The sequence below is a fragment of the Phascolarctobacterium sp. genome, assembly GCF_030531065.1.
Lineage (GTDB): Bacteria > Bacillota > Negativicutes > Acidaminococcales > Acidaminococcaceae > Phascolarctobacterium_A.
Genome location: NZ_JAUNOQ010000009.1, coordinates 62297 through 86765, shown reverse-complemented (window position 1 = coordinate 86765; position 24469 = coordinate 62297). Strand labels below are relative to the sequence as shown.

Annotated in this window: 24 protein-coding genes, 2 pseudogenes, 1 riboswitch and 1 other annotated feature; of the genes and pseudogenes, 18 read left to right on the top strand and 8 right to left on the bottom strand. The window is 48.5% G+C overall.

The annotated features are described in order from the left end of the window. Positions 1-243: 243 nt before the first annotated feature. Positions 244-1074 (bottom strand): Rpn family recombination-promoting nuclease/putative transposase, encoded by an 831-nt coding sequence (locus Q4E64_RS07650; protein WP_303167203.1) that lies wholly within the window; start codon positions 1072-1074, stop codon positions 244-246. Positions 1075-1326: 252 nt separating this feature from the next. Here Q4E64_RS07650 and Q4E64_RS07645 point away from each other — a divergent pair. Beyond that, a pseudogene (locus Q4E64_RS07645) lies at positions 1327-2061 on the top strand (ABC transporter ATP-binding protein); the annotation flags it as partial. A 243-nt stretch (positions 2062-2304) separates the two neighbouring features. Beyond that, positions 2305-3462: a DUF4143 domain-containing protein gene (locus tag Q4E64_RS07640; protein WP_303167200.1), complete on the top strand. Its 1158-nt coding sequence runs from the start codon at positions 2305-2307 to the stop codon at positions 3460-3462. A gap of 105 nt (positions 3463-3567) precedes the next feature. On the opposite strand, the gene leuB is transcribed toward Q4E64_RS07640, so the two are convergent. The 4 genes and pseudogenes from leuB to Q4E64_RS11490 form a co-directional block, all read right to left on the bottom strand. Further along, complete coding sequence (gene leuB / locus Q4E64_RS07635; RefSeq protein ID WP_303167199.1) at positions 3568-4641, bottom strand: 3-isopropylmalate dehydrogenase; 1074 nt, start codon at positions 4639-4641, stop codon at positions 3568-3570. Continuing rightward, positions 4641-5135 (bottom strand): 3-isopropylmalate dehydratase small subunit, encoded by a 495-nt coding sequence (locus Q4E64_RS07630; RefSeq protein ID WP_303167197.1) that lies wholly within the window; start codon positions 5133-5135, stop codon positions 4641-4643. The genes leuB and Q4E64_RS07630 overlap by 1 nt, the downstream gene beginning before the upstream one ends. Then, positions 5132-6397 (bottom strand): 3-isopropylmalate dehydratase large subunit, encoded by a 1266-nt coding sequence (leuC, locus tag Q4E64_RS07625; RefSeq protein ID WP_303167196.1) that lies wholly within the window; start codon positions 6395-6397, stop codon positions 5132-5134. The genes Q4E64_RS07630 and leuC overlap by 4 nt, the downstream gene beginning before the upstream one ends. A gap of 188 nt (positions 6398-6585) precedes the next feature. Beyond that, positions 6586-6801, bottom strand: a binding site (T-box leader). A gap of 200 nt (positions 6802-7001) precedes the next feature. Then, positions 7002-7205 (bottom strand): annotated as a pseudogene (locus tag Q4E64_RS11490) (radical SAM protein); the annotation flags it as partial. An 88-nt stretch (positions 7206-7293) separates the two neighbouring features. Here Q4E64_RS11490 and Q4E64_RS07615 point away from each other — a divergent pair. The 11 genes from Q4E64_RS07615 (at position 7294) to Q4E64_RS07565 (ending at position 15701) form a co-directional block, all read left to right on the top strand. Further along, entirely contained in the window at positions 7294-7617 is a 324-nt protein-coding gene (locus Q4E64_RS07615; protein WP_303167194.1) for a helix-turn-helix domain-containing protein, read from the top strand. Between the two features lie 124 nt (positions 7618-7741). Further along, positions 7742-8809, top strand: a complete 1068-nt coding sequence (locus Q4E64_RS07610; RefSeq protein WP_303167192.1) for an efflux RND transporter periplasmic adaptor subunit — start codon at positions 7742-7744, stop codon at positions 8807-8809. Positions 8810-8825: 16 nt separating this feature from the next. After that, positions 8826-9509: an ABC transporter ATP-binding protein gene (locus Q4E64_RS07605; protein WP_303167190.1), complete on the top strand. Its 684-nt coding sequence runs from the start codon at positions 8826-8828 to the stop codon at positions 9507-9509. A gap of 4 nt (positions 9510-9513) precedes the next feature. Next, complete coding sequence (locus Q4E64_RS07600; RefSeq protein ID WP_303167188.1) at positions 9514-10728, top strand: ABC transporter permease; 1215 nt, start codon at positions 9514-9516, stop codon at positions 10726-10728. Between the two features lie 246 nt (positions 10729-10974). Continuing rightward, entirely contained in the window at positions 10975-11178 is a 204-nt protein-coding gene (locus Q4E64_RS07595; RefSeq protein ID WP_303167186.1) for a hypothetical protein, read from the top strand. 89 nt (positions 11179-11267) lie between these two features. After that, a complete protein-coding gene (nadD, locus tag Q4E64_RS07590; RefSeq protein ID WP_303167226.1) occupies positions 11268-11897 on the top strand; it encodes a nicotinate-nucleotide adenylyltransferase in 630 nt (209 codons plus the stop codon). Further along, positions 11898-12473, top strand: a complete 576-nt coding sequence (gene yqeK / locus Q4E64_RS07585) for a bis(5'-nucleosyl)-tetraphosphatase (symmetrical) YqeK (RefSeq protein WP_303167185.1) — start codon at positions 11898-11900, stop codon at positions 12471-12473. It abuts the gene before it with no gap. Positions 12474-12485: 12 nt separating this feature from the next. Then, positions 12486-13562 (top strand): LCP family protein, encoded by a 1077-nt coding sequence (locus Q4E64_RS07580; protein ID WP_303167184.1) that lies wholly within the window; start codon positions 12486-12488, stop codon positions 13560-13562. A 44-nt stretch (positions 13563-13606) separates the two neighbouring features. Next, positions 13607-13963, top strand: coding sequence for a ribosome silencing factor (gene rsfS / locus Q4E64_RS07575; RefSeq protein WP_303167182.1), 357 nt, complete (start codon positions 13607-13609; stop codon positions 13961-13963). Next, on the top strand, positions 13956-14882 hold the full coding sequence (locus Q4E64_RS07570) for a S1 RNA-binding domain-containing protein (RefSeq protein ID WP_303167181.1): 927 nt from the start codon (positions 13956-13958) through the stop codon (positions 14880-14882). Before rsfS ends, Q4E64_RS07570 begins: the two co-directional genes overlap by 8 nt. 78 nt (positions 14883-14960) lie before the next feature. Continuing rightward, a complete protein-coding gene (locus tag Q4E64_RS07565) occupies positions 14961-15701 on the top strand; it encodes a sulfite exporter TauE/SafE family protein (RefSeq protein WP_303167179.1) in 741 nt (246 codons plus the stop codon). Between the two features lie 323 nt (positions 15702-16024). On the opposite strand, the gene Q4E64_RS07560 is transcribed toward Q4E64_RS07565, so the two are convergent. Genes Q4E64_RS07560 through Q4E64_RS07550 form a run of 3 tightly spaced genes read right to left on the bottom strand, consistent with a single transcriptional unit; the run spans position 16025 to position 17825 of the window. After that, on the bottom strand, positions 16025-16792 hold the full coding sequence (locus tag Q4E64_RS07560; RefSeq protein WP_303167177.1) for an energy transducer TonB: 768 nt from the start codon (positions 16790-16792) through the stop codon (positions 16025-16027). A gap of 5 nt (positions 16793-16797) precedes the next feature. Next, positions 16798-17208: a biopolymer transporter ExbD gene (locus Q4E64_RS07555; RefSeq protein WP_303167175.1), complete on the bottom strand. Its 411-nt coding sequence runs from the start codon at positions 17206-17208 to the stop codon at positions 16798-16800. Beyond that, positions 17208-17825 (bottom strand): MotA/TolQ/ExbB proton channel family protein, encoded by a 618-nt coding sequence (locus Q4E64_RS07550; protein ID WP_303167174.1) that lies wholly within the window; start codon positions 17823-17825, stop codon positions 17208-17210. Before Q4E64_RS07550 ends, Q4E64_RS07555 begins: the two co-directional genes overlap by 1 nt. A 166-nt stretch (positions 17826-17991) precedes the next feature. Continuing rightward, a riboswitch (cobalamin riboswitch) is annotated at positions 17992-18165 on the top strand. A 153-nt stretch (positions 18166-18318) separates the two neighbouring features. Between Q4E64_RS07550 and Q4E64_RS07545 the strand changes: the two genes are divergently transcribed. From Q4E64_RS07545 to Q4E64_RS07525, 5 genes are all read left to right on the top strand, one after another. Further along, positions 18319-20424 (top strand): TonB-dependent siderophore receptor, encoded by a 2106-nt coding sequence (locus tag Q4E64_RS07545; protein WP_303167173.1) that lies wholly within the window; start codon positions 18319-18321, stop codon positions 20422-20424. An 80-nt stretch (positions 20425-20504) separates the two neighbouring features. Beyond that, the gene (locus Q4E64_RS07540; protein ID WP_303167172.1) at positions 20505-21557 is read left to right on the top strand and encodes an iron ABC transporter permease; all 1053 of its coding nucleotides are present in this window, start codon (positions 20505-20507) and stop codon (positions 21555-21557) included. Position 21558: 1 nt separating this feature from the next. After that, positions 21559-22314 carry an ABC transporter ATP-binding protein gene (locus tag Q4E64_RS07535; protein ID WP_303167171.1) on the top strand — a complete coding sequence of 252 codons (756 nt, stop codon included), beginning with the start codon at positions 21559-21561 and terminating at the stop codon, positions 22312-22314. A gap of 14 nt (positions 22315-22328) precedes the next feature. After that, the gene (locus tag Q4E64_RS07530; protein ID WP_303167170.1) at positions 22329-23357 is read left to right on the top strand and encodes an iron ABC transporter permease; all 1029 of its coding nucleotides are present in this window, start codon (positions 22329-22331) and stop codon (positions 23355-23357) included. Next, positions 23354-24355, top strand: a complete 1002-nt coding sequence (locus Q4E64_RS07525; protein WP_303167168.1) for an ABC transporter substrate-binding protein — start codon at positions 23354-23356, stop codon at positions 24353-24355. Before Q4E64_RS07530 ends, Q4E64_RS07525 begins: the two co-directional genes overlap by 4 nt. Positions 24356-24469 lie beyond the last annotated feature (114 nt).

The following is a 24469-nucleotide window of genomic DNA, read 5'->3' as shown; positions in this document are numbered from 1 at the left end:
TTGCTTAATATGTGGGGATTGAAAACTCATAAGCAGAGTGCGGTACAAAATAAAAAAGCAGTACCGGCGCTCTGTAAAAACAGAACGCAGATACTGCTTAATAGATACCGTCAGGTACCGCACTACTTATGTAATTTTCATATAGATTATATCATGTAATGAGATGTTAAGGCAAGCGTTGGCGATAACAAAAAGGACGGCCTGCGCCGTCCTCTAGCGTACAATATGAAGTTGTAGCGTGGGCTAGACGCGGATTGCTTTGACTTGCTCTAAGGTGAGGTTAGTAGCCAGTACGATAGCATCGTCGCTGAATTTACCTGAATGTTTCATGTTTTTGGCAATGTCTAATGTAGCTTTAGCTTCACCTTGGGCGAGACCTTCACTTATACCTGCACTTTTACCTTGGGCAAATGCTACATCGGATAAATCATTGATAATCTTGCACATAGTTTGCACTCCTTCCTCGGTTTCCTTCAAATATTTTACACGTTGTTTTAATTCATGATAATGCATATCGCTGGCATTGGTGCAGAAAAAATCGTGCATCAGCCTGCTTAAAGCGGTTTGGTCATAACGGCAATTGCCGTTGACGTAGATAATATGCGAGCCGTCTTTAAAACTGGCTCCGTTTTCTTCAATCTTACGCTCAATATGGTAAATAGGCTGTCCTGCGCCAAGCACGTCGGTTTCCGTGATGAAGATAACGTAGGTATCGAAAAGCGTGCGGTAGTCGACGCTTTTAGGGAAATGTGCCGTATCGATTGCGCCTACGTAATAGCGGGCGCGCTGCGGTGAAGCTCCTTCTGATTTACTTTGAACTTCTACGTTTAGGTAACGACCACAAGCGTCTTGGGCTAATACGTCCAATTGTACGGAATGTCCGGACAGGTTGGTAAGCGTATATTGGCTTAGGTCTTTGACCACTTTAATTTTATCATTCTGCAGAATGATACGCAAGAGCAGCTCTGTGGCCGGGGTGTTGTTTTCAAAAACTTTGCGCATGAAGGTGTCGTCGATAAGACGCAGCCTGGCAAGCTTTTCCAGATATTCGGGTTTGACGAATTCGTTGGGCATGCTTTCATCTCCTTTAGTTTGATAATTTGGGGTTGAAAACACATAATCAGAATGCGGCAAAACAAAAAAGCAGTACCGGCGCTCTGTAAAAACAGAACGCAGATACTGCTAAATAGATACTGTGAAGTACCGCCCTACTTATGAATTTTTCATATAAATTATAACATGTACAGAATACAGAGGCAAGCGTTGGCGGTAACTTACGCAATAAAAAACTAATCATAAATTTTATATTATGCGCAGGAGGCAGGCATGGCTATTATTAAAGCAGAGGGCGTTTCCATACGCTATCTGACGGGAGATTTTAAAAATATCGGGCTCAAGGAATATGTGGTACGCAGGCTTAAAGGCAATTACCGCATTACAGAATTTTGGGCGGATAAAAATATTACCTTTTCCCTGGAAAAAGGCGATATGCTGGGCATTATCGGCACTAACGGCGCAGGTAAATCCACGCTACTCAAAGCGGTATCCGGCATTATGGTGCCAACTGAGGGCCATATGGAAATCAACGGCACAGTTGCGGCTCTGCTGGAACTGGCCAGCGGCTTTGACGGCGATTTGACTGTGCGGGAAAATACATATCTGCGCGGGGCGTTATTGGGCTATACCCGCAAATTTATGGATGAGCAGTATGACGCCATTATCGCTTTTGCCGAGCTGCAGGGCTTTCAGGACAGGCTCTTTAAGCAGCTTTCCAGCGGGATGAAGAGCAGGCTGGCCTTTGCTATCGCCTGCTTAGTGAAGCCGGATATTTTGATTCTGGACGAGGTTTTATCGGTGGGCGACGGAGCATTCCGCAAAAAGAGCGGCGATAAGATGAAAGAGATACTGGCCGGCGGCGTAACGGGCATTTTGGTGTCCCATTCGCTGGGGCAGGTACGGGAGCTGTGCAATAAAATTTTGTGGCTGGACCACGGAAAACAAGTAGCTTTTACTGACGAGGTAACGCTGCATTGCGACGCATACGAGGAATTTCTGACTACGAAAAAGTTGCCGCAAACTGCGGCGGAAGTACGGAAGTTGGCCGAAGGCTGGCGTAAGCGTCAGCAAAGGAAGCGCGAGGAAGCGGCGCGGACGGAAGCGCAGAGGTTGCAAGCGGTATTGGAAAAAGGAGAAAGCAAAGCGGCGTTGGAGGCGGCGCTGGCGATAGTCAAAAAACAAAAGCCGGAATTGTTAAAGGAATGTGCCGCAGGGCGATAAAAAGGGCGGCGCATGAAAAGGAAGAATATGACTGATTTACAAAATGCTATTCGCAATCTACAACTGAATAATAAACTCGTTATTTTACGTACCTGCGGGAATGACAGGCAAAAGGAACTGCTGGTTGCGCTGGCAAAGGATTATACGACGGTGGATATGTCCCTGCCCAATCTGCGCTTACAGGTGGAGCAGAACCCGCGGCTTTTTTTGAGCAGTTTGCGGCTGCCTGTTTATCTGGCGAACTTACAGTATACGCCGTCTTTGCTGCCTGCGCTGCTGTCTGGCGGTGTACCTTTGGCTAAGGTTTTGGTAAGCTGTTCGCAGAGCTATTATTTAGAAGCGTTGGCCGGGCAGCAGGAAACAAGAAAGGTCGTCTTTGGAGATTTGCCCTTGCCGCAGGCGGACGAACTAAATGAACCCTTTGCGCCGACTGCCGCCTGCCTGGCGAATTTACGGCAAAAACAGCAGGAGGTTTTTACTGCTGTTCTGTGGGGAACTTGGGACGGCTGTAGCGAGGAACTGGGCGCGTATATCAGCGGATTGGTACAGCGGGAGATTATGGAGCAGACTACGGTCAGCGACGCTATGAAGTTCTACCGTTTTTTATGCGTGGCGGCCAGCATGACGGGCACGGTGGTCAATTATTCCAGACTTTGCAGCGGCGTGGGCATTACGGCGCCGACGGCCAAGCAATGGCTGCAATTTTTGGCGGGGACGGGCATGGTTTACCTGCTGCAGCCTTTGGGCAGCCTGGGCAGCAAGCGCATGGTAAAAGCCCCGAAGCTGTATTTCCGCGATACGGGCGCAGCGGCGCAATTATTACAAATCGGTGATGTGAAGACGCTGGTGCAAAGCTTTTATTTGAAGAATCTGTTTGATAATTATGTGCTCAACAGGCTTAGGGAAAGCTATCTGCGGCAGGGTAAAAGAGCGCGGATGATGTTTTATCAGGATTCCAATTACAAGGAAATCAGCCTGATCTTGCGTGTTGACGGCGTGCTGTATCCCGTAAATATTTGTAAGGACGGGTACAGCGTGCGCAAGGTGCAGAAAAGCTTTGAGCTGCTGCGCGGGTATGCCGCAGAGCACGGCGCTGCTTTGGGCAGCGGCTGCGTTATCGGTACGGGAGGCGAAATCAAACTGTTAGCGGATAATTTGTATTATCTACCGGCGGAATATGTATAAAAAAGCTCTGTGCAATTTGAAACGGTTGCACAGAGCTTTTTAGCTGGTTGATTAATATTTAGTAGAGGCCTCCGAGGAAGGCGCGGCTGCGAGGGGACGGAGCCATTATTTCAACAGCTCTTGGGCAACAAGACTACCCATTTCAGCGGTCGAAACTTTCTTCAAGCCTTCGGCGTACAGGTCGGGAGTGCGGTAGCCCTGCTCCATTACCGCGTCCACAGCGGCTTCGATAGCGTCGGCTGCAGCGCTTTGGTTGAGGGAATAACGCAGCATCATAGCGACGCTGAGAATGGTAGCCAGCGGGTTGGCAATGCCTTGACCGGCAATGTCCGGAGCGCTGCCGTGAATGGGCTCGTACATACCAGTGCCGTCGCCTAAGGAGGCGCTGGGCAGCAGGCCGATGCTGCCTGCGATAGTGCTGGCTTCGTCGCTCAAAATATCGCCGAAAATATTATTGGTCAGAATAACGTCGAATTGTCTGGGGTTGAGTACAAGCTGCATAGCGCAGTTATCTACATAGAAATTGTTCAGCTCTACTTCCGGATAATCCTTGGCCTGCATTTCGGCGACGATTTTGCGCCACATACGGCTGGAGCCCAGCACGTTGGCTTTATCGACGCTGGTCACTTTGCCGCGGCGCTTTTTAGCGGCCTCGAAGGCGAAGCGGGCAATGCGCTCGATTTCCGGACGGGTGTACAGCTCTACGTCACTGGCTTCTTCTACGCCGTCGGCGTTGAGGTGTGCCTCGTTATGCTCGCCGAAGTAAATGCCGCCGGTCAGCTCGCGCACGATGAGCAAGTCTGCGCCTTCGGCGCGTTCCGTTTTGAGCGGGGATAAATGCGCGGTGAATTTGGAGACGGTCATGGGGCGCAGGTTGCAGTACAAGCCCAGCGCCTTGCGGATGCCCAGCAGGCCCTTTTCCGGACGGATATCGGGCTCCACATTATCCCATTTAGGGCCGCCTACGGCGCCCAGCAGCACTGCGTCCGCAGCTTTAGCGGCAGCGATAGTAGCTTCCGGCAGGGGTACGCCGGTAGCGTCGATAGCGCAGCCGCCGATAAGCTGCTTGTCATATTCAATAGCAAAGCCGAATTTTTTCGCGGCGGCGTCCAGTACCTCTACTGCGGCGTCTACGATTTCTACGCCGATGCCGTCGCCGGGAAGTAAGCAAATCTTCATTATTTCTGCTCTCCTTTTAAATAATTGATAAGACCGCCGCAGTCGGCAATTTTTTGAATAAATTCCGGCAGCGGTTTGGTTTTGATAGTAATGTTTTTATTGGTAATATGAATTTCACCGGCGTTCATATCTACGTCGATGGTATCGCCGGGCTGAATTTTTTCTACGTCAGCGCCGATTTCCAAAACGGGCAGGCCGATATTGATGGCGTTGCGATAGAAAATGCGGGCGAAGCTGTCGGCAACGATGCATTTGATGCCTTTAACCTTTAAAACCATGGGCGCGTGTTCGCGGGAGGAACCGCAGCCGAAGTTTTTGCCTGCTACGATATAATCGCCGGGATGCACGCCTGCGGCAAAGTTTTCTACCAGATTTTCCTTGGCGTCCTCCATAGCGTGCTCTGCCAGCTCGATGAAATCTGCGATGTTTAAATATCTTGCGGGGATAATTACGTCCGTATCGACGTGGTCGCCGTAACGCCAAACTTTACTCATTTTACTACCTCCTCGGGGCTGGTGATATAGCCGGTGATTGCGCTGGCGGCAGCGGTGTAGGGGCTGGCCAGATAAACTTCGCTGTCCACATGACCCATGCGGCCGCGGAAATTGCGGTTGGTGGTGGAAACGGCGCGTTCGCCGGCGGCCAGAATACCCATGTAGCCGCCCAGGCAGGGACCGCAGGTAGGAGTGGAAACGGCTGCGCCGGCTTCGATAAAGGTATCAAGATAGCCCAGGTGCATAGCCTTTTGATAAATTTCCTGGGTAGCGGGAATGACGATCATGCGCACATGGTCGCAAACCTTATGCCCTTTGATAATTTCCGCAGCCTGCGCCAGATCCTCCAAACGGCCGTTGGTGCAGGAGCCGATTACTACCTGATCGATTTTAATGTTATGGCCTTCGCGGGCCGGATGGGTGTTTTCCGGCAGATGCGGATAAGCGACTACGGGTACCAGCTCGTCCAGCTTAATATCCAGTACGCGGGCATATTCTGCGTCCTCGTCGGCAGTTACCGCTTCCCAGGGACGGGTTACGCCGCGTTCTTTAAGAAATTCTACGGTTTTTTCGTCAACGGGGAAAATGCCGTTCTTGCCGCCGGCTTCGATAGCCATGTTGCAGATGGTCAGACGGTCGGCCATGGACAGTTGGGCAACGCCTTCGCCGCCAAACTCCAAAGATTGGTAGCGAGCGCCGTCGACGCCGATCATGCCGATAATGGTGAGGATAATATCCTTGCCGCGCACATATCTGGGCAGCGTGCCGGTCAGGTTGACCTTAATGGCCTGGGGAACCTTGAACCAGGTGGTGCCGCTGGCCATAGCGCAGCCGATATCGGTCTGGCCCATGCCGGTGCTCAGCGCGTTGAGCGCGCCGTAGGTGCAGGTGTGGGAGTCGGCGCCGATAACGATTTCGCCGGGAGCAACCAGACCCTGATCCGGTAGTAAAGCGTGTTCGATGCCCATGCGGCCTACTTCAAAATAATTTTTGATTTCGTGCTTGCGGGCGAAGTCGCGCATACGCTTGCACATGGTAGCGGATTTGATATCTTTGCAGGGAGAAAAATGGTCGGGAACCAGAGCAATTTTATTTTTGTCAAATACCGGCTTGCCGATTTTTTCAAATTCGGTAATCGCCGGGGGACCGGTAATATCGTTGGCTAATACCAGGTCTACTTGGGAAACCAGCAGATCGCCAGCGCTGACGCTGTCGCGATGAGCATGCTTCGCAAGGATTTTTTCTGTCATTGTCATACCCATAAATTAAGACCTCCAATTTTTTTCATTTTGATATGGTGTTGATTATTACCTAATAAATACGGCTTATAATACTTCATCTACTGCGTCAGGGCTCCTGGGAGTAGTATTTATACGCCGTCGTCGCTCTTCCTCGTATCTAAAGCATTCTAAACTGTATGAAAAAGCCCCTATCTGCTTTTTTCATAACAGATAGGGGCGAAAAATCGCGGTACCACCCTAATTTTTTACTTCATTCTTTCCGAAGCCTGCGTTCGGAGACTTAACGCTGTCGGGCGTCCGCTTCTACTTCGTTCAAAGCGGCTGCTTGCGGGCGAGCTTCTCTGCCTGGATGGTGGCGGCTTGCACCGTGCGCCGTCTCTCTAAAAGCCTTGGGCCAGGTAAATTTTCCCGTTCATTGCATTTACTGATGAGTATTAAATTTAGCAACAACACATCATTGTGTTCTTTACATTATGGCAACAAGTTGGGGATTTGTCAAGCAGATTTTTTGCCAGGCAGAAAAAGTAACGCTTTGTGTGTATTGTAGATGGAAAGTGTATAGCGACAGAGTATGCTGCGATGCGGAATTGTCTTAATTGTTTCATTCATGATTTAGCTTACCTCTTTTTTCAAGCGTGCAGTTAAAAGAACCGGGCTTGCGGAACCAGTCGTGCGTTTTTTTCATACCGTCAAGGGAAAGCTGGTATTTTTGACAGCCATGGGCTTTTAATAACCGGCACACCTCGTCGTTTAAATGAAAGGGATTACCTAAAATAGTAAAAGGAATTTCGTACTCCTTGAGCAGAGCAAGCAGTCTCCAAAAGTCCGGCTTATAACCTGGCGCTTGAAGAAAATTGAACGCTGTATTATAATTTGAATGCAATATTCTTTTTGAAACTTTTGGAAGGGGCGATATCTTGCTAACGAAAGAAGAATTACCGGCATGCCCGGTAGCAACAACGGTACAGCTTATCGGCAGCAAATGGAAGCTACTGATTTTAAGGAATCTTTTACAACGTCCGTGGCGCTTTAACGAAATGAAAAAAACCTTGGAGGGTATCAGCCAAAAGGTGTTGACGGATAGTTTAAGGTCGATGGAAGCGGACGGCCTTATTACTCGCACTGTTTATCCAGAAGTGCCGCCCCATGTTGAATACGCTTTAAGCGATTTGGGGCGTTCTCTGCGGCCTGTTATTAAAGCTATGGAAGAATGGGGACTGGATTATAAGCAGCAGCTATAAGAGAAATATGAGCAAACGCCATAAAAAAAACACAACTTCCTGATATGATGATTTTGACCTCAAAAAGCGAGGGGTATATAATAAGTACATGACTTTAAATAAGATGATGAATGAGGGATTTGCTATGTTGAATTTTATCAAGAACAATAAGTATGTCATTGTCGCGTGCGCTATCCTGCTGGTGGGCAGCTACGGCGGCTACCAATATTATCAAAGTTCTCAGGCCGACGCCGTTACCATAAAATTGGGCGAGGTAACAAAGGGAGATTTGACGGAAACTATTTCCGCTACCGGTTCTTTGGCCGCGTTAGATAACGTGGATATCAGCTCTAAAATTACCGGACGTATCGTCGAGGTGCTGGTTAAGGAAAATCAGCACGTCAATGCCGGAGATGTGCTGGTGCGGTTGGACGACACTTCCCTGCGCGCTACTTTGGCGCAGATGCAGGCGCGGTTAGTCGACGCCGAGCTGACCTATAACCGCTACCGCAAGCTGCTGGACACCGGCGCTATCAGCCAGTCCACCTATGATACGGCTTATGCCGATTATCTGGTAGCTAAGAGCAATTATGATAAGGCTGCTTCCGACGTCAGCGATACGGTTATCGTTACGCCTATCAGCGGTTATATTATCGGCAAGCCTACGCCCGTAGGTCAGACCATCAGCTCCGGTATCAGCGAACCGCAGGTAATCATGTCCGTAGCCACGCTGGATAATATGGAGATTGAAACGATGGTGGACGAGTCAGATATCGGTCAGGTTAAGGTGGGGCAGCAGGTGCGCTTTACTGTCGACGCTTTTCCTGACGAAACCTTTACGGGCGAAGTGCGTTTGGTATCCAAAAGCGCGGAAACGGAAAACAACGTAATTTATTATAAGGTATATGTAACCGTCGACGACGCCAGGGGCAAGCTGCTGCCGACTATGACGGCGCGCGCGGAATTTATTGTCGACGAGGCGAAGGACGTGCTGATGGCGCCGCTGAACTGCGTATACAGCGAGGGTAAGCGCCGTTATGTAAAAGTATATAATGAAAAGACTAAGGAAACCCGCGACGTTGACGTTACCGTAGGCCTGAGCAACGACAGCAATATCGTTATTTCCGGTGCCAGCCTGCAGCCCGGCGAACGGCTGCTGGTGAAAAAAGCGGTAGCAAAGCAGACTAATACCAGAATGGGCCCTCCCATGTAATAAGGAGGCGAAGGCAATGGCAGTAGTTATCCAATTGAAGGACATCATGAAAACCTATGTGATGGGCGACAGCGTCGTTCACGCCCTGGATCATGTGAACGTAGAAATTGCTTTTGGCGAGTTTACGTCCATTATGGGGCCGTCGGGCAGCGGCAAATCCACGATGATGAATATTTTGGGCTGCCTTGATCGTCCTACCAGCGGCGAGTATTATTTGGACGGCAAGGAAATTGCCGGTTATAACGACGACGAGCTGGCGCACACGCGCAACGCTAAAATAGGCTTCGTTTTCCAGAATTTTAATCTGTTGGCCAAGCTGACGGCGCAGGCTAACGTGGCGCTGCCGCTGATTTACGCCGGCGTGGGCGAGGAGGAGCGCATGGAACGCGCTAAAAAGGCTTTGGAGGCCGTGGGCCTAGGCGACCGTTTGGAGCATAAGCCTACGGAAATGAGCGGCGGCCAGCGGCAGCGTGTGGCCATCGCTCGCGCGCTGATTAACGACCCGGCGATTATTATGGCCGACGAGCCGACCGGTAATCTGGATACGAAATCCAGTTACGAAATTATGGATATTTTTAAAGCGATGAACGACAGCGGCAAAACTGTGGTGATGGTTACGCACGAGCCGGATATTGCCGAGCAGACCAAGCGTATTTTGGTAATGCGCGACGGCAAGCTGGTCAGCGACGAAAGAAGGTAGCGGCATGTTAAACGAATCTATTAAAATGGCCTTGGACGGCATGATTAGCAACAAGCTGCGCACCTTTTTGACGCTTTTGGGTATCATCATCGGTGTGGGTGCGGTTATTGCCATGGTCAGTTTGGGCTTTGGCGTTAAGGAAAATATTAAGCAGAATATTTCCCGCCTTGGCAGCAACCTGCTGGTAATTACCAGCGGCGGGCGCACGGCTACAGGCGCGCGTTTGGCGGCGGGCGAGGGCGCTAAGCTGACTTACGAGGACGCGCAGGCCATCGTGCGCCAGGTGGACGGTATCGCCGCGATGAGCGCCAGCGTCAGCCAGAGCTATCAGCTGGTGGCCGGTAACCAGAACTGGACCAGCCGCGTGGAGGGCACGACTCCCAGCAATTTTACGATTCAAACTCTGGAAATAGAGGATGGACGTATTTTAAATGAGAAGGATTTGTCCAGCCGCGGCAGGGTGGCGGTTATCGGCAAGACCGTAGCCGAAAGCCTTTTTCCTGACGGCGATGCGGTGGGCAAGATTATGCGCGTCAACAAAGCGCCCTTCCAGGTTATCGGCGTTTTGAAAAGCAAAGGCCAGAGCGGCGTGGGTCAGGATCAGGACGACATCGTCTATATTCCGCTGACGACGGCGCAGAACCGCATGATGGGTATTACGCATGTGCAACGCATAACCCTGCAGGCGGAAAATGAAAATACGATTAACGACGTGCAGGCGGAAACGGAGCAGGTGCTGCGCTCGCGCCATAAGATAAAGGAAAACGATTACGACGATTTTACGGTGCGCAATATGGCGGCCATTATGGATACGATGATGGAAACGGCCAATAGCATTACCATGCTCTTGGGCTGCATTGCGGCCATCTCCCTTTTGGTCGGTGGCATCGGCATTATGAATATCATGCTGGTGTCCGTAACGGAACGCACGCGGGAAATAGGCATCCGCAAGGCGTTAGGCGCTACCTATAATAATATCCTGCTGCAATTTCTGATCGAAGCCATGGTTATCGGCATCGTGGGCGGCACGTTGGGCGTGGTGCTGGGCGTGGGCGCTTCCTTTGCCATCAGCCATTTTGCCGGCTGGAATACGGTGATTTCCATGTGGGCAATTATTATCGCGGTAGTCTTTTCCGTGGGCATCGGCCTGTTCTTCGGCATTTACCCGGCGCGTAAGGCGGCGCTTTTGGATCCTATCGACGCTTTAAGATATGAATAGAGGCAGAAGCGTCATAGTGCGTCATCTGCTTCGTCAGAGATATGTAACGGTGGAAATACTAGCCTTTCGTTTACTAATATCGTAATTGGGAATTGGTAAAGCCTTTTTTGCTAAGCTTTTTGCGGCGAGGCAAAAAGCGGAAGTTTGTCAAACTTTTTAAAAGTTTGCCCCTTTCTTGTAACTTCTTTCGGGGACGAAAGAAGTTAATTAAAAGTAATTTGCGAAAGAACATTTCAATAATAACTTATGAAAAATTATCTTAATGATTACCCCGGCGACAATAACAGACACTCAAATAAATCTAGCGTTAGCGAATACGTGCAGGCCTTCTTGGACTTTCTGAGAAGGCCTAAAACTGTTTTTGACTTGAAGGACAGGTTGCGCCTGGCGCTGCTGCTGATTGCTGTAATTATTCTGCTGCAAAAGGTTGTAGAATTGCTTTGCGATTGATATAATAAAATGATAGAGTAGATGCGGCGCAAGCCCATGTACAATGAAGCCGGCTGCTGCGGCAAGGGCGGCGGCCGAGCGTGAGGAGGATGGCTGTGGTGGCTGGCGGCAAGCTTGGCATATTGGGCGGAACCTTTGACCCGATTCATATGGGGCACCTGCAAATGGCAGAGGCCGTTTACCGGCGCATGGGTCTGTCGCAGGTGCTGTTTATTCCCGCGTATGTGCCTCCGCATAAGGTGGGCATGTACTTCGCTACGGCGGAGGAGCGCTATGCCATGACCGAGCTGGCGGTGGCCGCTTACCCATGCTTTACGGTGTCGGATATGGAGCTGCGGCGCAGCGGCGTATCTTACACCATTGATACTGTCCGGGAGCTGCACAAGCTTTATGCGGAGCAGGAGCTGTATTTTATTATCGGCGCGGATAGCGTGGCGCAGCTGCACACCTGGCATAACATTGAAGAAATGCTGGAGCTGATTACCTTTGTGGCGGCCGGACGCCCGGGCTATGAGGGAGTGATGGAGCAGGTGGCGCAGCGCCTGGGACAACGGGCGCGGGAGCGCATCATTTTGCTGGATACGCCTGAATACGATATTTCCTCCACCGATATTCGCGCCCGCATCAGACGGCAGGAAAGCCTGGCCGGATTGGTGCCGCAGGCGGTGGAGCAATATATTTACCGGCATGATTTATATATAAAGCAGGAGAAACTATAAATGATGAAGCTGGAAGAAATGAAGCGCGTTTTAAAGGAGTCTTTGCCGCCGAAGCGGTACAAGCATTCCGTTAATGTTTATGAAACGGCGCTGGAGCTTGCCGCGACGCATAAGCTGCCGGCGGAGAAGATTGCGGTGTCCGCGCTGCTCCATGACTGCGGGCGCGAGGTGGGCAGCAAGGAAAGCGTGGCTAAGGCCAGAGAGCTGGGCCTGCCCATTGACGATGTGGAGCTGCAGCAGCCGATTTTGCTCCACGCTAAAATCGGCGTTTATAACGCTATGCACAAGTACGGCGTGGCCGATCAGGAAATTTTGGACGGTATTCTGTACCATACTACGGGTATCGACGGCATGACGCCCTTGGCCAAGGTGGTTTTTTTGGCCGACATGGTGGAGCCGGGCCGCGATTTTCCCGGTGTGGAGGAGCTGCGCAGGCTGGCGCGCAAGGATTTGGATAAAGCGATGCTGCTGGCCTACGGCAATACCATCCGCTATTTGCTGGACGAGGGACAGCTGATTCATCCTCACTGCATCAGCGGTTATAACGAGCTGCTTTTGGCAGCGAAAAAGCAGTAGGCGGGTGTTGTTATGGAAGAACAGACTAACGGGCAGCAGGAGCAGCCGCGCCGTGTAAAGCGCAAGCTGCGCTGGGGCAGACTGCTGTGTTTTTTGCTGCTGATTGGATTATTTGGCACGGGTTTGTTTTGGTGCAGTGTTTGGATTTACGATAACCTGATTAACCCGCCGCAGGCGCAAATTGCCGCGGCTGACGACAGTATCCGCCAGAATGAAAAGCTTAACGAGCGCATTAACGTGCTGTTGCTGGGCATTGACGACGGCGACAGCGAGGCTGCCGAATCGGAGCCTAAGCGCACGGACGCCGTTATTCTGCTGAGCTTTGACCCGCAGCAGAATAAGGTGGCGGTGCTTTCCATCCCTCGCGATACCAGAGTGGTGCTGCCGGGGCATAAGGACCCGGATAAGATCAATGCGGCTTACGCCTACGGCGGCGCGGTAATGGCTAAGCAGACGGTGGCGAATTTGCTGCGTGTGCCTATTCATTATTACTGCTTGGCAGATTGGCGCGGCTTTATCGACATCGTGAACCTTATCGGCGGCGTCGATATCTATGTGGATAAAGATATGTATTACGAGGATCCTTACGCCGATCTGGTCATCGACATTAAGCAGGGCTATCAGCATATGGACGGCGAGACTGCGGGCAAATATGTACGCTTCCGCAAGGACGAGCTGGGCGATATCGGCCGTGTGCAGCGGCAGCAGAAATTTTTGAAGGCTGCGGCGGAGCAGATGTTTTCGGTGCAGAATATGACTAAGGTCAGCAGTCTGCTGGCTACGCTGGATAAATATATTCAGACCGACCTGAATACGGTGACGATGCTCAAGGCGGCCAACAGCTTTAAGCTGTTCGGCGACGATAAGGTACGCATCTGCATGCTGTACGGCAAGTTTGACGACAGTAGCGGCGTCAGCTACTGGGCTGCGGACCAGGACTCGGTGAATAAGTCGCTGGAGGAGCTGGGCATTCCCTATGTGAAGGAGGACGCCGACGTACAGTCTGAGGACCAGGTTGCGGCCGAAGAAACTCCTGTTGAGCATTTACAGCCGCTGGACAGGGACCAGCTTGATAAGGAAAAGCAATAAATGCCTCAGGCATTATGGATAGAGGATTAAAAGGAGGAGCTTAAATGGAAACTAAAGCAATCGCAACGAAAATTGCCGCTGCGGCTAACGATAAAAAGGCAAAGGATATTTTGCTGCTGAATATGGAGGGCTTGTCCCCTGTAACTGATTATTATGTAATTTGCAGCGCCGGCAACAGCAATCTGGTAAAAACCATTGCCGATAATATTGAAGATAAGCTGGGCGAGGACGGCGTGTTCCCTACGCATAAGGAAGGCTATGCCGACGGCCGCTGGATTCTGCTGGACTACGGCGATATTGTAGCTCACGTCTTTTTGGAGGAAGAACGCGATTTTTATAATTTAGAGCAGCTGTGGGCCGACGCTCCGTCCGAGGCCTTTGTGGAGAATGACAATGAATGATAATAAAAGGAGCTTTGGGCGTAAACCGGCGGCTCCGCCGAATAATACCAAATACCGTCCCGGCGACGTGGCTACGCTGAAGGTAGCGCGCTTAGGCGAGATGGGCGCTTTTTTGGATGCCGCCACAGGCAATACCAGCGACGACATTCTGCTGCATAAGCAGCAGCAGACTAAGGAGCTGCAGGTAGGCGACGAGGTGAAGGTATATTTGTATCTGGACCCTAGCAGGCGTCTGACCGCCAGCATGAACCTGCCTAAAATGCGCGAGGGCCAGCTGGGCTATGTGCGTGTGCTCAGCGTTACCCGCGACGGCGGCTTTGTGGATATCGGCGCGGAACGCGGCGTGTTTTTGCCCTACAGCCAAATGCGCGGCCATGTGGTGCCGGGGCAGCTGGTGTGGGTGAAGCTGTACCGCGATAAGAGCGGACGTCCGGCAGTTACCATGCGGGTGGAGGAGGATATGGTGCGCGCTTCAAAACCGGCAGCAGGCTTGAAGGTGGGCGATAAGGTAACGGGCACTATTTATAATATTCTGCCCGAAGGCTTTTTTATCCTGACTACTCAGCGCTTCCTGGCCTTTCTGCACCGCAGCGAGGTGCCGGGAGGAAGGCTGGACTTCGGTCAGCAGGTTAATTGCCGCGTTACCTATATCCGCGAGGATGGGCGCATTAACGTGTCCATGCGCTTGCAGAAGGAAAACGCGCTGATTGCCGACGCGCAGGATATTTACGATTTTCTGGTAAAGCGCAACGGCAGCATGCCCTATTGCGATACTACGCCGCTGGAAATCATCAAGCAGAAGTTTGGCATCAGCAAGGCGGCTTTTAAGCGCGCTCTGGGCCATCTGATGAAGGAAGGCAAAATCAAGCAGGAAAACGGCTGGACATATTTGGTGGAGCAATATTCGCAGAAAAAGTAAAGAACAGACAGGGGAGCGATGCAGACGGCGTAAGCTGCCTGCAAAGCTTTTCTGTCTGCTGTTGTTTTCGGAGGCTTTATGGATATTGTAAATTTATTGCTGGCGGGAGGCATAATTTTTCTTGGCTCGTTCTTTGCGACAATTTCCGGCTTTGGCTTCGCTTTGGTGGCGACGCCGCTGCTGTCGCTTATTATGCCGGTAAAATGGGCCATCGTTTTTATGTTGACGCTTACGGTAGTGCTGCGTTCTTTGACCATGCTGCGTGTGTGGGGGCAATTCGACTGGCGCACGGTACTCATAACTTCGCTGGGCAGTTTTATCGGCACGGTGCCGGGCAGTATGCTGCTGCGGCGTATTTCCGTGAGCAGCCTGGAGCTTTTCCTGGGCGTCCTGCTGCTTGTCGTTACGTTTTTGATGAGCAGGCAGTATACGGTAAAAATCGCAAATAAAACTTACGGTCGTTTGGGAGCCGGTATCTTGAGCGGCTTTTTCGGCGCGTGTACCAGCGTGGGCGGCCCGCCGCTGGCCTTGTATTTTTTAAACGAGCATACGGAAAAGGATTTGATGCGCGCCAATATGATTTGGATATTTGGCTTGACGGGATTTTTGACGCTGATAGTTAATTATTTCGTGGGCAATATCGGCACTGTGGGCGACTGGACTTATCTGTATACGATGCTGCCGGGGACGTTAATCGGCATTTGGGCTGGCGAACGGCTGGTGTTCCGGCTTAATCAGGAGCTGTTCCGCAGGCTGTCGCTGCTCATCGTATTTTTCGGCGCGTTCATGATGCTGGTCAGCGGTTGGCAAGGGTTGTGATTAAAAAGCAAAAGTATACTTTGCTATGAACTGTAAATTAATATAGCGTATTGGCTAAAGCGAGAATAAATTCCTGTTCAAGCTGTCCTGGTATAGCTGCTTTTATAGCGTTATAGAGTTTGACAATACAAAAAAATCCGAGTAAAGTAAAGTCTCACTTTATTTTACGCGGATTTTTTGATTGAGAAAACTAAAGAGAGGTTTTATTTTAGTAGAATTTTCTTTTATCTTATATGTCAAAGTCAAAAGCCTTCAAGCTTTCCAAAAAAATTGGATGGCCTGAAGGCTTTTTGTATGGAGAAGTGTGAAGTGTTAAGCTGAATTTAATTGCGCAGCCTGAAGGTGATGGGGACCGTGAGGTAGCAGCGCACGGGCTGCCCAGCCTGGTTGCGCGCCGTGGTAAAGCGCCATCTGTAGCAGGCGTTGACTGCCGCCTGATCCAGGTTGGCGTTGCCGGAGGAAGAAATCACCGTGACCTCCTCTACGCTGCCGTCCTTGCCGACTAATAGGTGCAGGTTCGCAGTGCCCTGAATCCCGGCGTTCTTTTCCGCAGTCGGGTAGGAGGGCGGCGTGTTGCGCACCAAACGCGGCGGTACTGCGGGCGATGCGTAAATGCTCGTGCCTGCGCCGTAGCCGCTGCCTACGCCCGTGCCGTGGCCGCTGCCATGCCCTCCGCCTGAGCCGCTGCCGCTGCCCGGCCCCGTTCCGCTGCCGGTACCGGTGCCGTGCCCGGTTCCGTGGCCGCCGCCGCTGCCCTCGCCCTTTTTAGCGTAAGCCTTGGGCTTGCCTGCCTGGGGCCTGGGCGCAGGCGGCGTTTCTTTTTTGTCGTTTTGAAAAATTTCGTCGGTTGCTGGCGGCGCTTCCTCAACCGCTTCGCTGCCTTGCGGCGCAGCTTCTTCTTCCACTACGTCGCCGTCTGCGCCGGTGCCCTGACCGCCGCCCCCACCGCCGCCGCCGAACATGGTGACTTCGACGATTTCGTCCTGGCTGGCGTGGGAAACGGTCAGTACGCCGGTAAACGCCACGATGAGAAAGACGCAAAGGTGGAAAAGCACGGAGCCCAGCATACCGATGCGTTGACGTTTTTTCATGTCCATTATTTATCAGCTCCGTCCGTAGCTAAACCGAAGCGGGTAACGCCCGCGCTTTTTAATTTGTCGATAAGGGTGATGACTTTGCCGTAGTCGATATCGCGCTCAGCGCGGATAACGACGGCGAAGTTGGGATTGTTCTTCTGCTCCATGCTGGCCTGCATGACGAGCGCGTTAAGTTCGGTAGGCACGTCGCCCAGATAAATGCTGCCGTCGCTTTTCATGGAAACGGCAAAGGTGGTGCTGGTATCGGTCGCCGCCGAAGCCGCCTTAGGCAGCTTTACGGGAATGGTTTTCAAATCAATCATGTACATGGTGCTGAGCATAAAGAAAACCAGCAGGAAGAACATGATGTCGATCATGGGAATAATATTCAGTTCGGGAGTTTTGCGGTTGCGGATATCGCGTAATTGCATTATTGATCACTCCTTGCAGCCGCTTCCAAAAGTGCGGAAAAGCATTGCTCCATATTGGTAATGATATTGTCCATGCGGTGGGCAAAGTAGGAATGGGCGCACAGGGACAGGATGGCGACGCACAAGCCGGTAGCGGTGGCGATTAAGGCTTCGCCGATGCCGCCGGTGATGGCCAGGGGAGCGCCGGCCTGCAAATTAAAAATACTGAAGGCGCCGATCATGCCCACAATGGTGCCCAAGAGGCCCAGCAGCGGCGACATGGTGACGATGATGCTTAAATAATCCAGACGGTTGCGCAGCTGCGCGATGAAAATACCGGCCTGGCTTTCTAAATAAGCCTGCTTCTGCGTGCGGCCTCCGGCGATAGCGGCAGCGGCTGTTACCATCTGGGCGCACTGCCCCTTGGCGCTGGCCGCCAGCTTGTTGGCTTCGTCGATATTGTTTTGCCTTAAAAGGGAACAGTATTCGGTGGTGAAGGCCTGGCCGGAATCGGCGGCCTTGTAAAATAAAAAGCGTTCGATGGCGATAGAAATGACCATGAGGGAACAGAAGAGCAAAGGCCACATAACAAGACCGCCCTTGTGGAAGTACATGATAGTTTGTTGCATAGCGTCCATAAAACATCCTCCTAAAAATAGTCCCCGAGCGTAGCCGCCAGCGCGTGAGCGCTGCAACGCAAAAGTGCTCGATGCACTTTTGCTTGACTGGGGGGGGACAAGCGTGTATAATAGAAAACGAAATCAATTATCAATAGCAATTATACAATAGTTAAGTAAAAACATCAATAGGATATTTGCTTTAGGCGCGCAACGCGCTCAAAAGAGAAATAGGTGCAAGACCTATGCTGTCCCGCAGCTGTAAGGCGGAGCAGGCTTCACGATTGTCACTGGGAAACCGGGAAGACGAAGCCTGCGATGAAACCGAGCCAGAAGAACTGCCTGAAGCAAGCCGAATCATTCTGCGAACGACGGAAAGAGGCAGCCTGATGGGCACACGTCTTTCTGTACGCGCAGAAAGGCGTTTTTTCTTTGTTTTAAACCAGGCTGCAAGCGAAACACGGCAAGCTCGGCGGCGCGGTTTAAAAAATAAAATTTTTGCGAGGTGTTTGAAATGATGAAAAAGAAAGCGCTAGTTATGTCAGTACTGTGCGCCGTAATCGGCGCGGGATTCGTGCTGCCTGCCGCCGCCGAAGAAACGATGAGCGGCAAGCTGGACGAGGTTGTCGTTGAGGGCGAGCGCGGCGTGCTGCCGGGAGGTATGGCAAAAGAAGTAGTTGCTACTGGCTTTACTGGTAAACAGGATATTATGAGCGCGCCTATGACGATCAGCGAAATCAGTAATAAGACTATTGAAAAATTCGCATCTCCCAATGCCGGTATTGCCGACGCTCTGTCTTTGGACCCTTCGGTTCGTGCTGACCGCGGCGGTACATATACCGATATTTCTATTCGCGGTATCTATCAATCAGGTCATAGCTTCTATGTAAACGGTATTCCTGGCTTGCTGTGCCAGGAGAATATTCCTTACTATTGGGCCGACAGCATCAGCGTCATTTCCGGTCCTAGCTTGGGAACTAACGCTACGTCTTTTTCCGAAGCGGCGGCAGGCAGCGTTAATATTCAATCCAAAGTTGCTGAAAGTGAAGGCAATGCTAATTTGAAAATTGCTTATCGCGGCGGTTCTTCCATGCAGGAAGCTATTGACGTAGGCCGCAGATTTGGCGAGAATGATAAATACGGCGTTCGCATTACGGCCAGCAATATCAGCGGCGATACTGTTCTAGACGGAGAAAATTTATCCCAACAAGCTTTCTCAATTAACTTGGATCAAAAGAGCGACAATTCCAAAACTAATTTGTTGATTGCGTATGACCATACTGATCATAAAGGTGGTACGGGCAGCATTTCTTTTGGCAGCGATGTAACTTCTTTGCCTAGCGCTCCAGACAGCAGCCGTATTTATAAGCCTGATTGGTCTTATAATGAATACGATAACTGGATTGCTGCTTTGAATCATGAGCAAAAATTAGGCGAGCATATCAGCGCTTATTTGAATGCCGGTTATCATCGTGAAGACTGGTATGGTTACATTGATGGCAACCCTACGATTAAAAACAATATAGGTGACTTTGATATTTCTATGACCAACTATCCTTTGGCTTTGACTAAAAAATATTTGGGCGTTGGCGTAAAAGGCGATTTTAATATCGGTTCCGTAAAGAATGAATATTTGGTTGGTGCTGATAAGACCTGGTACAACTATGCTTTAAGCAAAAATATGAATTTTGCTAATGGAGGAACATGGTCCGGTACTGGTAATATTTATCATCATAATTGGTGGCCATCCTTGGAAAGACCTTCTTACGATCCTGTCCATAGTCAGGATGCCCAGATGACTGGCTGGCATATCGTCGATACCTTAAAGGCTTTGGATGATAAATTACAGGTAACTTTGGCTTTGCATGGTCATAAGGCTTCGAGAACTCCTGTCGGATCTCCAACGCAGGATTCCGACGCTATTTGCCCGACTTATGCGGTAAGCTATAAGCTATCGCCTGCCGTTACTATTTATGCCGACCATAGCGAAAGCTTTGGCATGGGGTCTTTGGTTGGTAATAATTATGAAAACCAAGGGCAAATACTTGACCCGGCTAAAACAAAACAGAATGAAATAGGCGTCAAAGTAAAAGCAGGTAATTTCTTAAATACATTCAGCGCTTTTGAAATTACTCAAGCCAATAATATTTCCGTATATCGTCCTGGTTACAAGAAACCTTTCTTACTGCAAGACGGCGAGCAGAAAAATAAAGGCTTTGAATGGGCCTTTACCGGTAATTTGGCTGATAAATGGGATTTAATCGGTGGCGTTATGTATCTTAATTCAGAGGACTACAAAGGCAACGACGTTAATGGCGCATCTAAATGGTCCGGTACTGTAGGCGCAATTTATCATCCGACCGAAGACTTGTCTTTCATCGGTAGAGTAACTTATCTTGATTCTACAACCATTAATAACGGCGCTTTGGACGTACCGTCCTACACTAAATTCGATTTAGGAGCGTCCTATAAAACTAAGTTGAGCCATACTCCCGTAACCTTTGATTTAATGTGCTATAACCTGACTGGCAAAGATTATTGGAGTGCACGTTCTGGCAGCAGCAGCTTAAATGTTGGTGCACCGCGTACTATTGTCCTGTCCGCCAATTTTGAAATTTAATAAGCAGTATACTCCTGCAACAGAAGAGATGAGCTGTGCTCATCTCTTCTGCCTATTTTGATAATGAATGAAATTGTAAGATGCAAGAGAAAATAAAAAAGTACAAAATAAAGTATATAATAGTTTTTTTAGCAGCTTTTTTGCTCATTGCTATGTTTTGCGGATTAAAGCTGGGCTTTATAAAAGTTGACTGGCTGATGATGGCATCTGCTTTATTGGTGAAATTAGGCCTGCTTCCGGTGGAAACTGTTAATGCAGATATAATAGATGTAATTTTGCAGCTGCGGCTGCCGCGAATTTTATTAGCTGCCTGTGTAGGCATGGGACTCACGATGTCGGGCATTATTATGCAGGCTGTTGTCAAAAATCCTTTGGCTGACCCGTATATTTTAGGAGTTTCTTCCGGAGCTTCCTTAGGTGCTACCAGCGCAATCTTTTTAGGGTTAGGCTATTTTTTTGGTGCGCAGGCCATAGGTGTGTGTGCGTTTGTGGGAGCGTTTGCCGTATCTCTTTTAGTTACTTTTATTGCCGACTTTTCTTCTTCAAAAGCGGCGAATAATAATTTGCTGTTATCAGGGATGGCCGTGAGCGCAGTTTGTTCTAGTATATCAAGCTTAATAGCTTATTTTGGCAGCAGTAAGGAAGGCATGGAAGCTATTACTTATTGGCTTATGGGGAACGTGGCTAATGCAAGAATAGAAAATGTTATAATTCTTTTTGGTATTATCATTTTTTTATTTTGGTATTTTCTGACGCAAACCAGAATTTTGAATTTGATGTTAGTGGGTCGTGATGCTGCCATGACATTAGGGGTGGACTTACGTCATTATATAAAAAGGTATTTACTTTTGAATGGATTGCTAGTGGGGTTTATAGTATTTAACGCCGGCGCTATAGGATTTATAGGACTTATTATCCCGCATGTGGTACGCTTGCTCTTTGGCGCTAATCATAAGAAATTGTTTCCTGTAGCCGTACTTTTTGGCGGTTGTATTGCCGTGGTTATGGATATACTTTCCCGTACTATAATTTTTGGCATAGATATTCCTTTGGGAGTTATTTTTGCCTTATTGGGCGCTCCGTGTTTTATTTATTTATTATTAAAACAAAATTACAGACCTGGTGTGAATTAAAATGAAGATAAATTTAGAAGAATTAAGAATTCAATTCAGTGGTAAAGAAATTTTAAAGGGAGTAACATTAGAATTTCCTGCTGGAAAATTTACTGGCTTAATAGGCCCTAACGGCAGTGGAAAGAGCACTATGCTAAAATGTATCTACCGTATTTTACAGCCTGATAGAGGAGCGATTTACATTGACGGCAAAGCGTTAGAGGAATATTCTGTGCGGGAAACTGCAAGGAAACAAGCTGTATTAGCACAGCACAATTATTATAATTTTGACTTTGAAGTATTAGATGTAGTGCTGATGGGGCGCAGTCCCTATAAAAGACCAATGGAAGCTGATGATGAAGAGGATTACGCTATTGCCAGAGAATGTTTGGCTGTCGTTGGCATGAGTGCTTTTGCACACAGCAGCTTTGCCTTACTTTCTGGTGGTGAACAGCAAAGGATAATGCTGGCACGCGCGTTGGCGCAAAAAACTGAATGCTTGATTTTAGACGAACCGACCAACCATTTAGATATAAAATACCAGCTGCAGCTTTTAAATATTGTTAAGAGCCGTAAATTAACGGTAGTAGCCGCGCTGCATGATTTGAATATTGCGGCGGCCTATTGCGATATGCTGGTAGCTATGAAGAATGGTAGTATTGTTAAAATCGGTACGCCGCAGGAGGTTTTGACAAGAGAATTTATCCATGAGATGTACGAAGTGGAATCGGAAATTATCCGGCGTTCTGATGGAAGAATATTGATAGTTTATGAGTAACGAAGGATTTTATAATGAATTTATTTAGCAGAAAATATGCAGTCATTACATTTTTTGCCTGCTGTATTATACTTGTATATTTGCTCGGGCAAGGGACTATAGAGATAGGTTACAGAAAAACTTGTCAAATTTTGGCAGATATTGTTCAGGTGTCTATGAGCAATACAGATATTTTGGCGGACGTGATATATTACCTGCGCCTGCCGAGGTTTGCCTTGGCTGTGCTTATTGGCTGTGGATTAGCTGTATCAGGCTGTGTAATGCAGGCAATAATGAAGAATCCTTTAGCTGACCCATATCTTTTAGGTATTTCTTCGGGAGCGGGGCTTGGAGCAGTATTGGCAATTATTTTAGGGCTTACAAGTGTAATGGGCTTTGATAGTATTGGCTTTTTTGCTTTTATCGGCGCATTGGCAGTAACGATTTGTATTATTTTGATAGCTTTTTATTTTGGCAGCGCTAATACGGCAACTATTTTATTATCGGGTATGGCTTTTAACGCAGTCAGCGCCGCTTGTATAAGCTTGATAATCAGCGTTTATGTCGATGCTGAACGCATACAAAGCGTTACCTTTTGGCTTATGGGGAGTTTGCAGAATGCCAAATGGGAAAACATTTATGTTTTAGCCATTATTGTGTTCTGTCTGATGTTTTATTTTTATAAAAATTCCAGAATCCTGAATCTAATGTTATTTGGCGATGAAGCTGCTATAACTTTGGGATATGATTTGGCTAAAATTAGAATGGTATATATTTTTTTATGCGCCTTAATGGTTGGCTTAATTGTGTATAATAGCGGAATAATCGGCTTTATAGGACTTGTAGTGCCGCATATCATAAGATTAATTTATGGAAATAACTATAAACAGATATTGCCTAATTGCGCGTTAACTGGCGCTGTCTTTATGGTTTTAGCCGATGTCGCCAGCAGAATTGCGATGGAAGGGTCGGAGGTACCTATTGGTATAGTAGTGTCCGTTATTGGAGCGCCAGTGTTTGTTTATTTATTGTTAAGTAAAAACTACGGGTATAATAAAAAATGAGAAAATTATTTTTGGTTAATATATTGCTTGTTATAGCGCTGTTATTCTGCGGCTGTGGTAATTACCAGGCTGGGGACGATAATAAAGGTAAAAAAGCTGTTGTAATAAATAATATCACTGTAGATAATTATTTTGTTAAAGGCAGCAATAAGCAGATTTTTTCAAAGGCTTCCAGCAGAGTGGTTGTTGTCGGCGAAAACGAAACAGAAACGCTGTTGGAATTGGGCGTAGAAAATAATATTTTAATGGCTGCCGCTCAGAATAACCGGCGGTATGCTATGCGTTCTTATAATAAGGATAAATTTGATCATGTGAAAAAATGCAGCAGCGGCTATTTGAATATGGAATATATTACGCAGCTGCATCCTGATTTAATTATAGCTCAGCAATGCGTGTTCGTTCGTAATCGTTTGAAAAATACGGATTATTGGAACGCAAGAGGTGTGGCTACTTTAGTTCCGCTAAATACTAATACGCCAAGCAAGCATTTGGTTTCTGAAACTATCGAAAAAGAAATGAAATTTATAGATGATTTGGGCAAGGCATTTAGAGTAGAGAAAAAAGCTAAAAAAATTATCAGTGATACCTATGCTGCGATTGATGAAATCAATGAAAAAAGGGTTACTTATAAACAGCCTAAAGTAATGGTAGTGGAATTCTTAAGTTCCATGATTTGCTATGATCGGACAAAATTAGTTGGCGATATGATTAACAGAATTGGCGGAAAAATAGAGGTTAATCCGCCTGTTATTGGCTTTGAAAATGTTATTAAAGAAGATCCGGACGTCTTATTTGTGGTATGCAGCCATGTTGATTATGGTGAATGTTTGAAAAAAATTACAGAGAATCCGGCTTTGCGTAATTTATCGTGTATAAAAAATAAGAAAGTGTATAGTATCCCTTTGCGCTTTACTTATGGTTCGGCCTGCCGTACAGAAGATGGGTTAAGATTCTTAGCCTCTAAAATGTATCCGGGAATTGAGATAGATAATAAATAATTGTTCCACATTTTTTTAAGACAGTAGTGATAGAGCTTAGATATTTTACTGCCTTTCCGTAAATAGCATATTCAGCATTTAGGCAGAATATACTATTTGAGATATAGATTCTCG

Coding starts and splice junctions, on each gene's coding strand:
- Q4E64_RS07650 (WP_303167203.1), bottom strand. CDS start 1,074: ATGCCCAACGAATTCGTCAAACCCGAATATCTGGAAAAGCTTGCCAGG.
- Q4E64_RS07640 (WP_303167200.1), top strand. CDS start 2,305: ATGACTGATTTACAAAATGCTATTCGCAATCTACAACTGAATAATAAA.
- leuB (WP_303167199.1), bottom strand. CDS start 4,641: ATGAAGATTTGCTTACTTCCCGGCGACGGCATCGGCGTAGAAATCGTA.
- Q4E64_RS07630 (WP_303167197.1), bottom strand. CDS start 5,135: ATGAGTAAAGTTTGGCGTTACGGCGACCACGTCGATACGGACGTAATT.
- leuC (WP_303167196.1), bottom strand. CDS start 6,397: ATGGGTATGACAATGACAGAAAAAATCCTTGCGAAGCATGCTCATCGC.
- Q4E64_RS07610 (WP_303167192.1), top strand. CDS start 7,742: ATGTTGAATTTTATCAAGAACAATAAGTATGTCATTGTCGCGTGCGCT.
- Q4E64_RS07605 (WP_303167190.1), top strand. CDS start 8,826: ATGGCAGTAGTTATCCAATTGAAGGACATCATGAAAACCTATGTGATG.
- Q4E64_RS07600 (WP_303167188.1), top strand. CDS start 9,514: ATGTTAAACGAATCTATTAAAATGGCCTTGGACGGCATGATTAGCAAC.
- Q4E64_RS07595 (WP_303167186.1), top strand. CDS start 10,975: ATGAAAAATTATCTTAATGATTACCCCGGCGACAATAACAGACACTCA.
- nadD (WP_303167226.1), top strand. CDS start 11,268: ATGGCTGTGGTGGCTGGCGGCAAGCTTGGCATATTGGGCGGAACCTTT.
- yqeK (WP_303167185.1), top strand. CDS start 11,898: ATGATGAAGCTGGAAGAAATGAAGCGCGTTTTAAAGGAGTCTTTGCCG.
- Q4E64_RS07580 (WP_303167184.1), top strand. CDS start 12,486: ATGGAAGAACAGACTAACGGGCAGCAGGAGCAGCCGCGCCGTGTAAAG.
- rsfS (WP_303167182.1), top strand. CDS start 13,607: ATGGAAACTAAAGCAATCGCAACGAAAATTGCCGCTGCGGCTAACGAT.
- Q4E64_RS07570 (WP_303167181.1), top strand. CDS start 13,956: ATGAATGATAATAAAAGGAGCTTTGGGCGTAAACCGGCGGCTCCGCCG.
- Q4E64_RS07565 (WP_303167179.1), top strand. CDS start 14,961: ATGGATATTGTAAATTTATTGCTGGCGGGAGGCATAATTTTTCTTGGC.
- Q4E64_RS07560 (WP_303167177.1), bottom strand. CDS start 16,792: ATGAAAAAACGTCAACGCATCGGTATGCTGGGCTCCGTGCTTTTCCAC.
- Q4E64_RS07555 (WP_303167175.1), bottom strand. CDS start 17,208: ATGCAATTACGCGATATCCGCAACCGCAAAACTCCCGAACTGAATATT.
- Q4E64_RS07550 (WP_303167174.1), bottom strand. CDS start 17,825: ATGGACGCTATGCAACAAACTATCATGTACTTCCACAAGGGCGGTCTT.
- Q4E64_RS07545 (WP_303167173.1), top strand. CDS start 18,319: ATGATGAAAAAGAAAGCGCTAGTTATGTCAGTACTGTGCGCCGTAATC.
- Q4E64_RS07540 (WP_303167172.1), top strand. CDS start 20,505: ATGCAAGAGAAAATAAAAAAGTACAAAATAAAGTATATAATAGTTTTT.
- Q4E64_RS07535 (WP_303167171.1), top strand. CDS start 21,559: ATGAAGATAAATTTAGAAGAATTAAGAATTCAATTCAGTGGTAAAGAA.
- Q4E64_RS07530 (WP_303167170.1), top strand. CDS start 22,329: ATGAATTTATTTAGCAGAAAATATGCAGTCATTACATTTTTTGCCTGC.
- Q4E64_RS07525 (WP_303167168.1), top strand. CDS start 23,354: ATGAGAAAATTATTTTTGGTTAATATATTGCTTGTTATAGCGCTGTTA.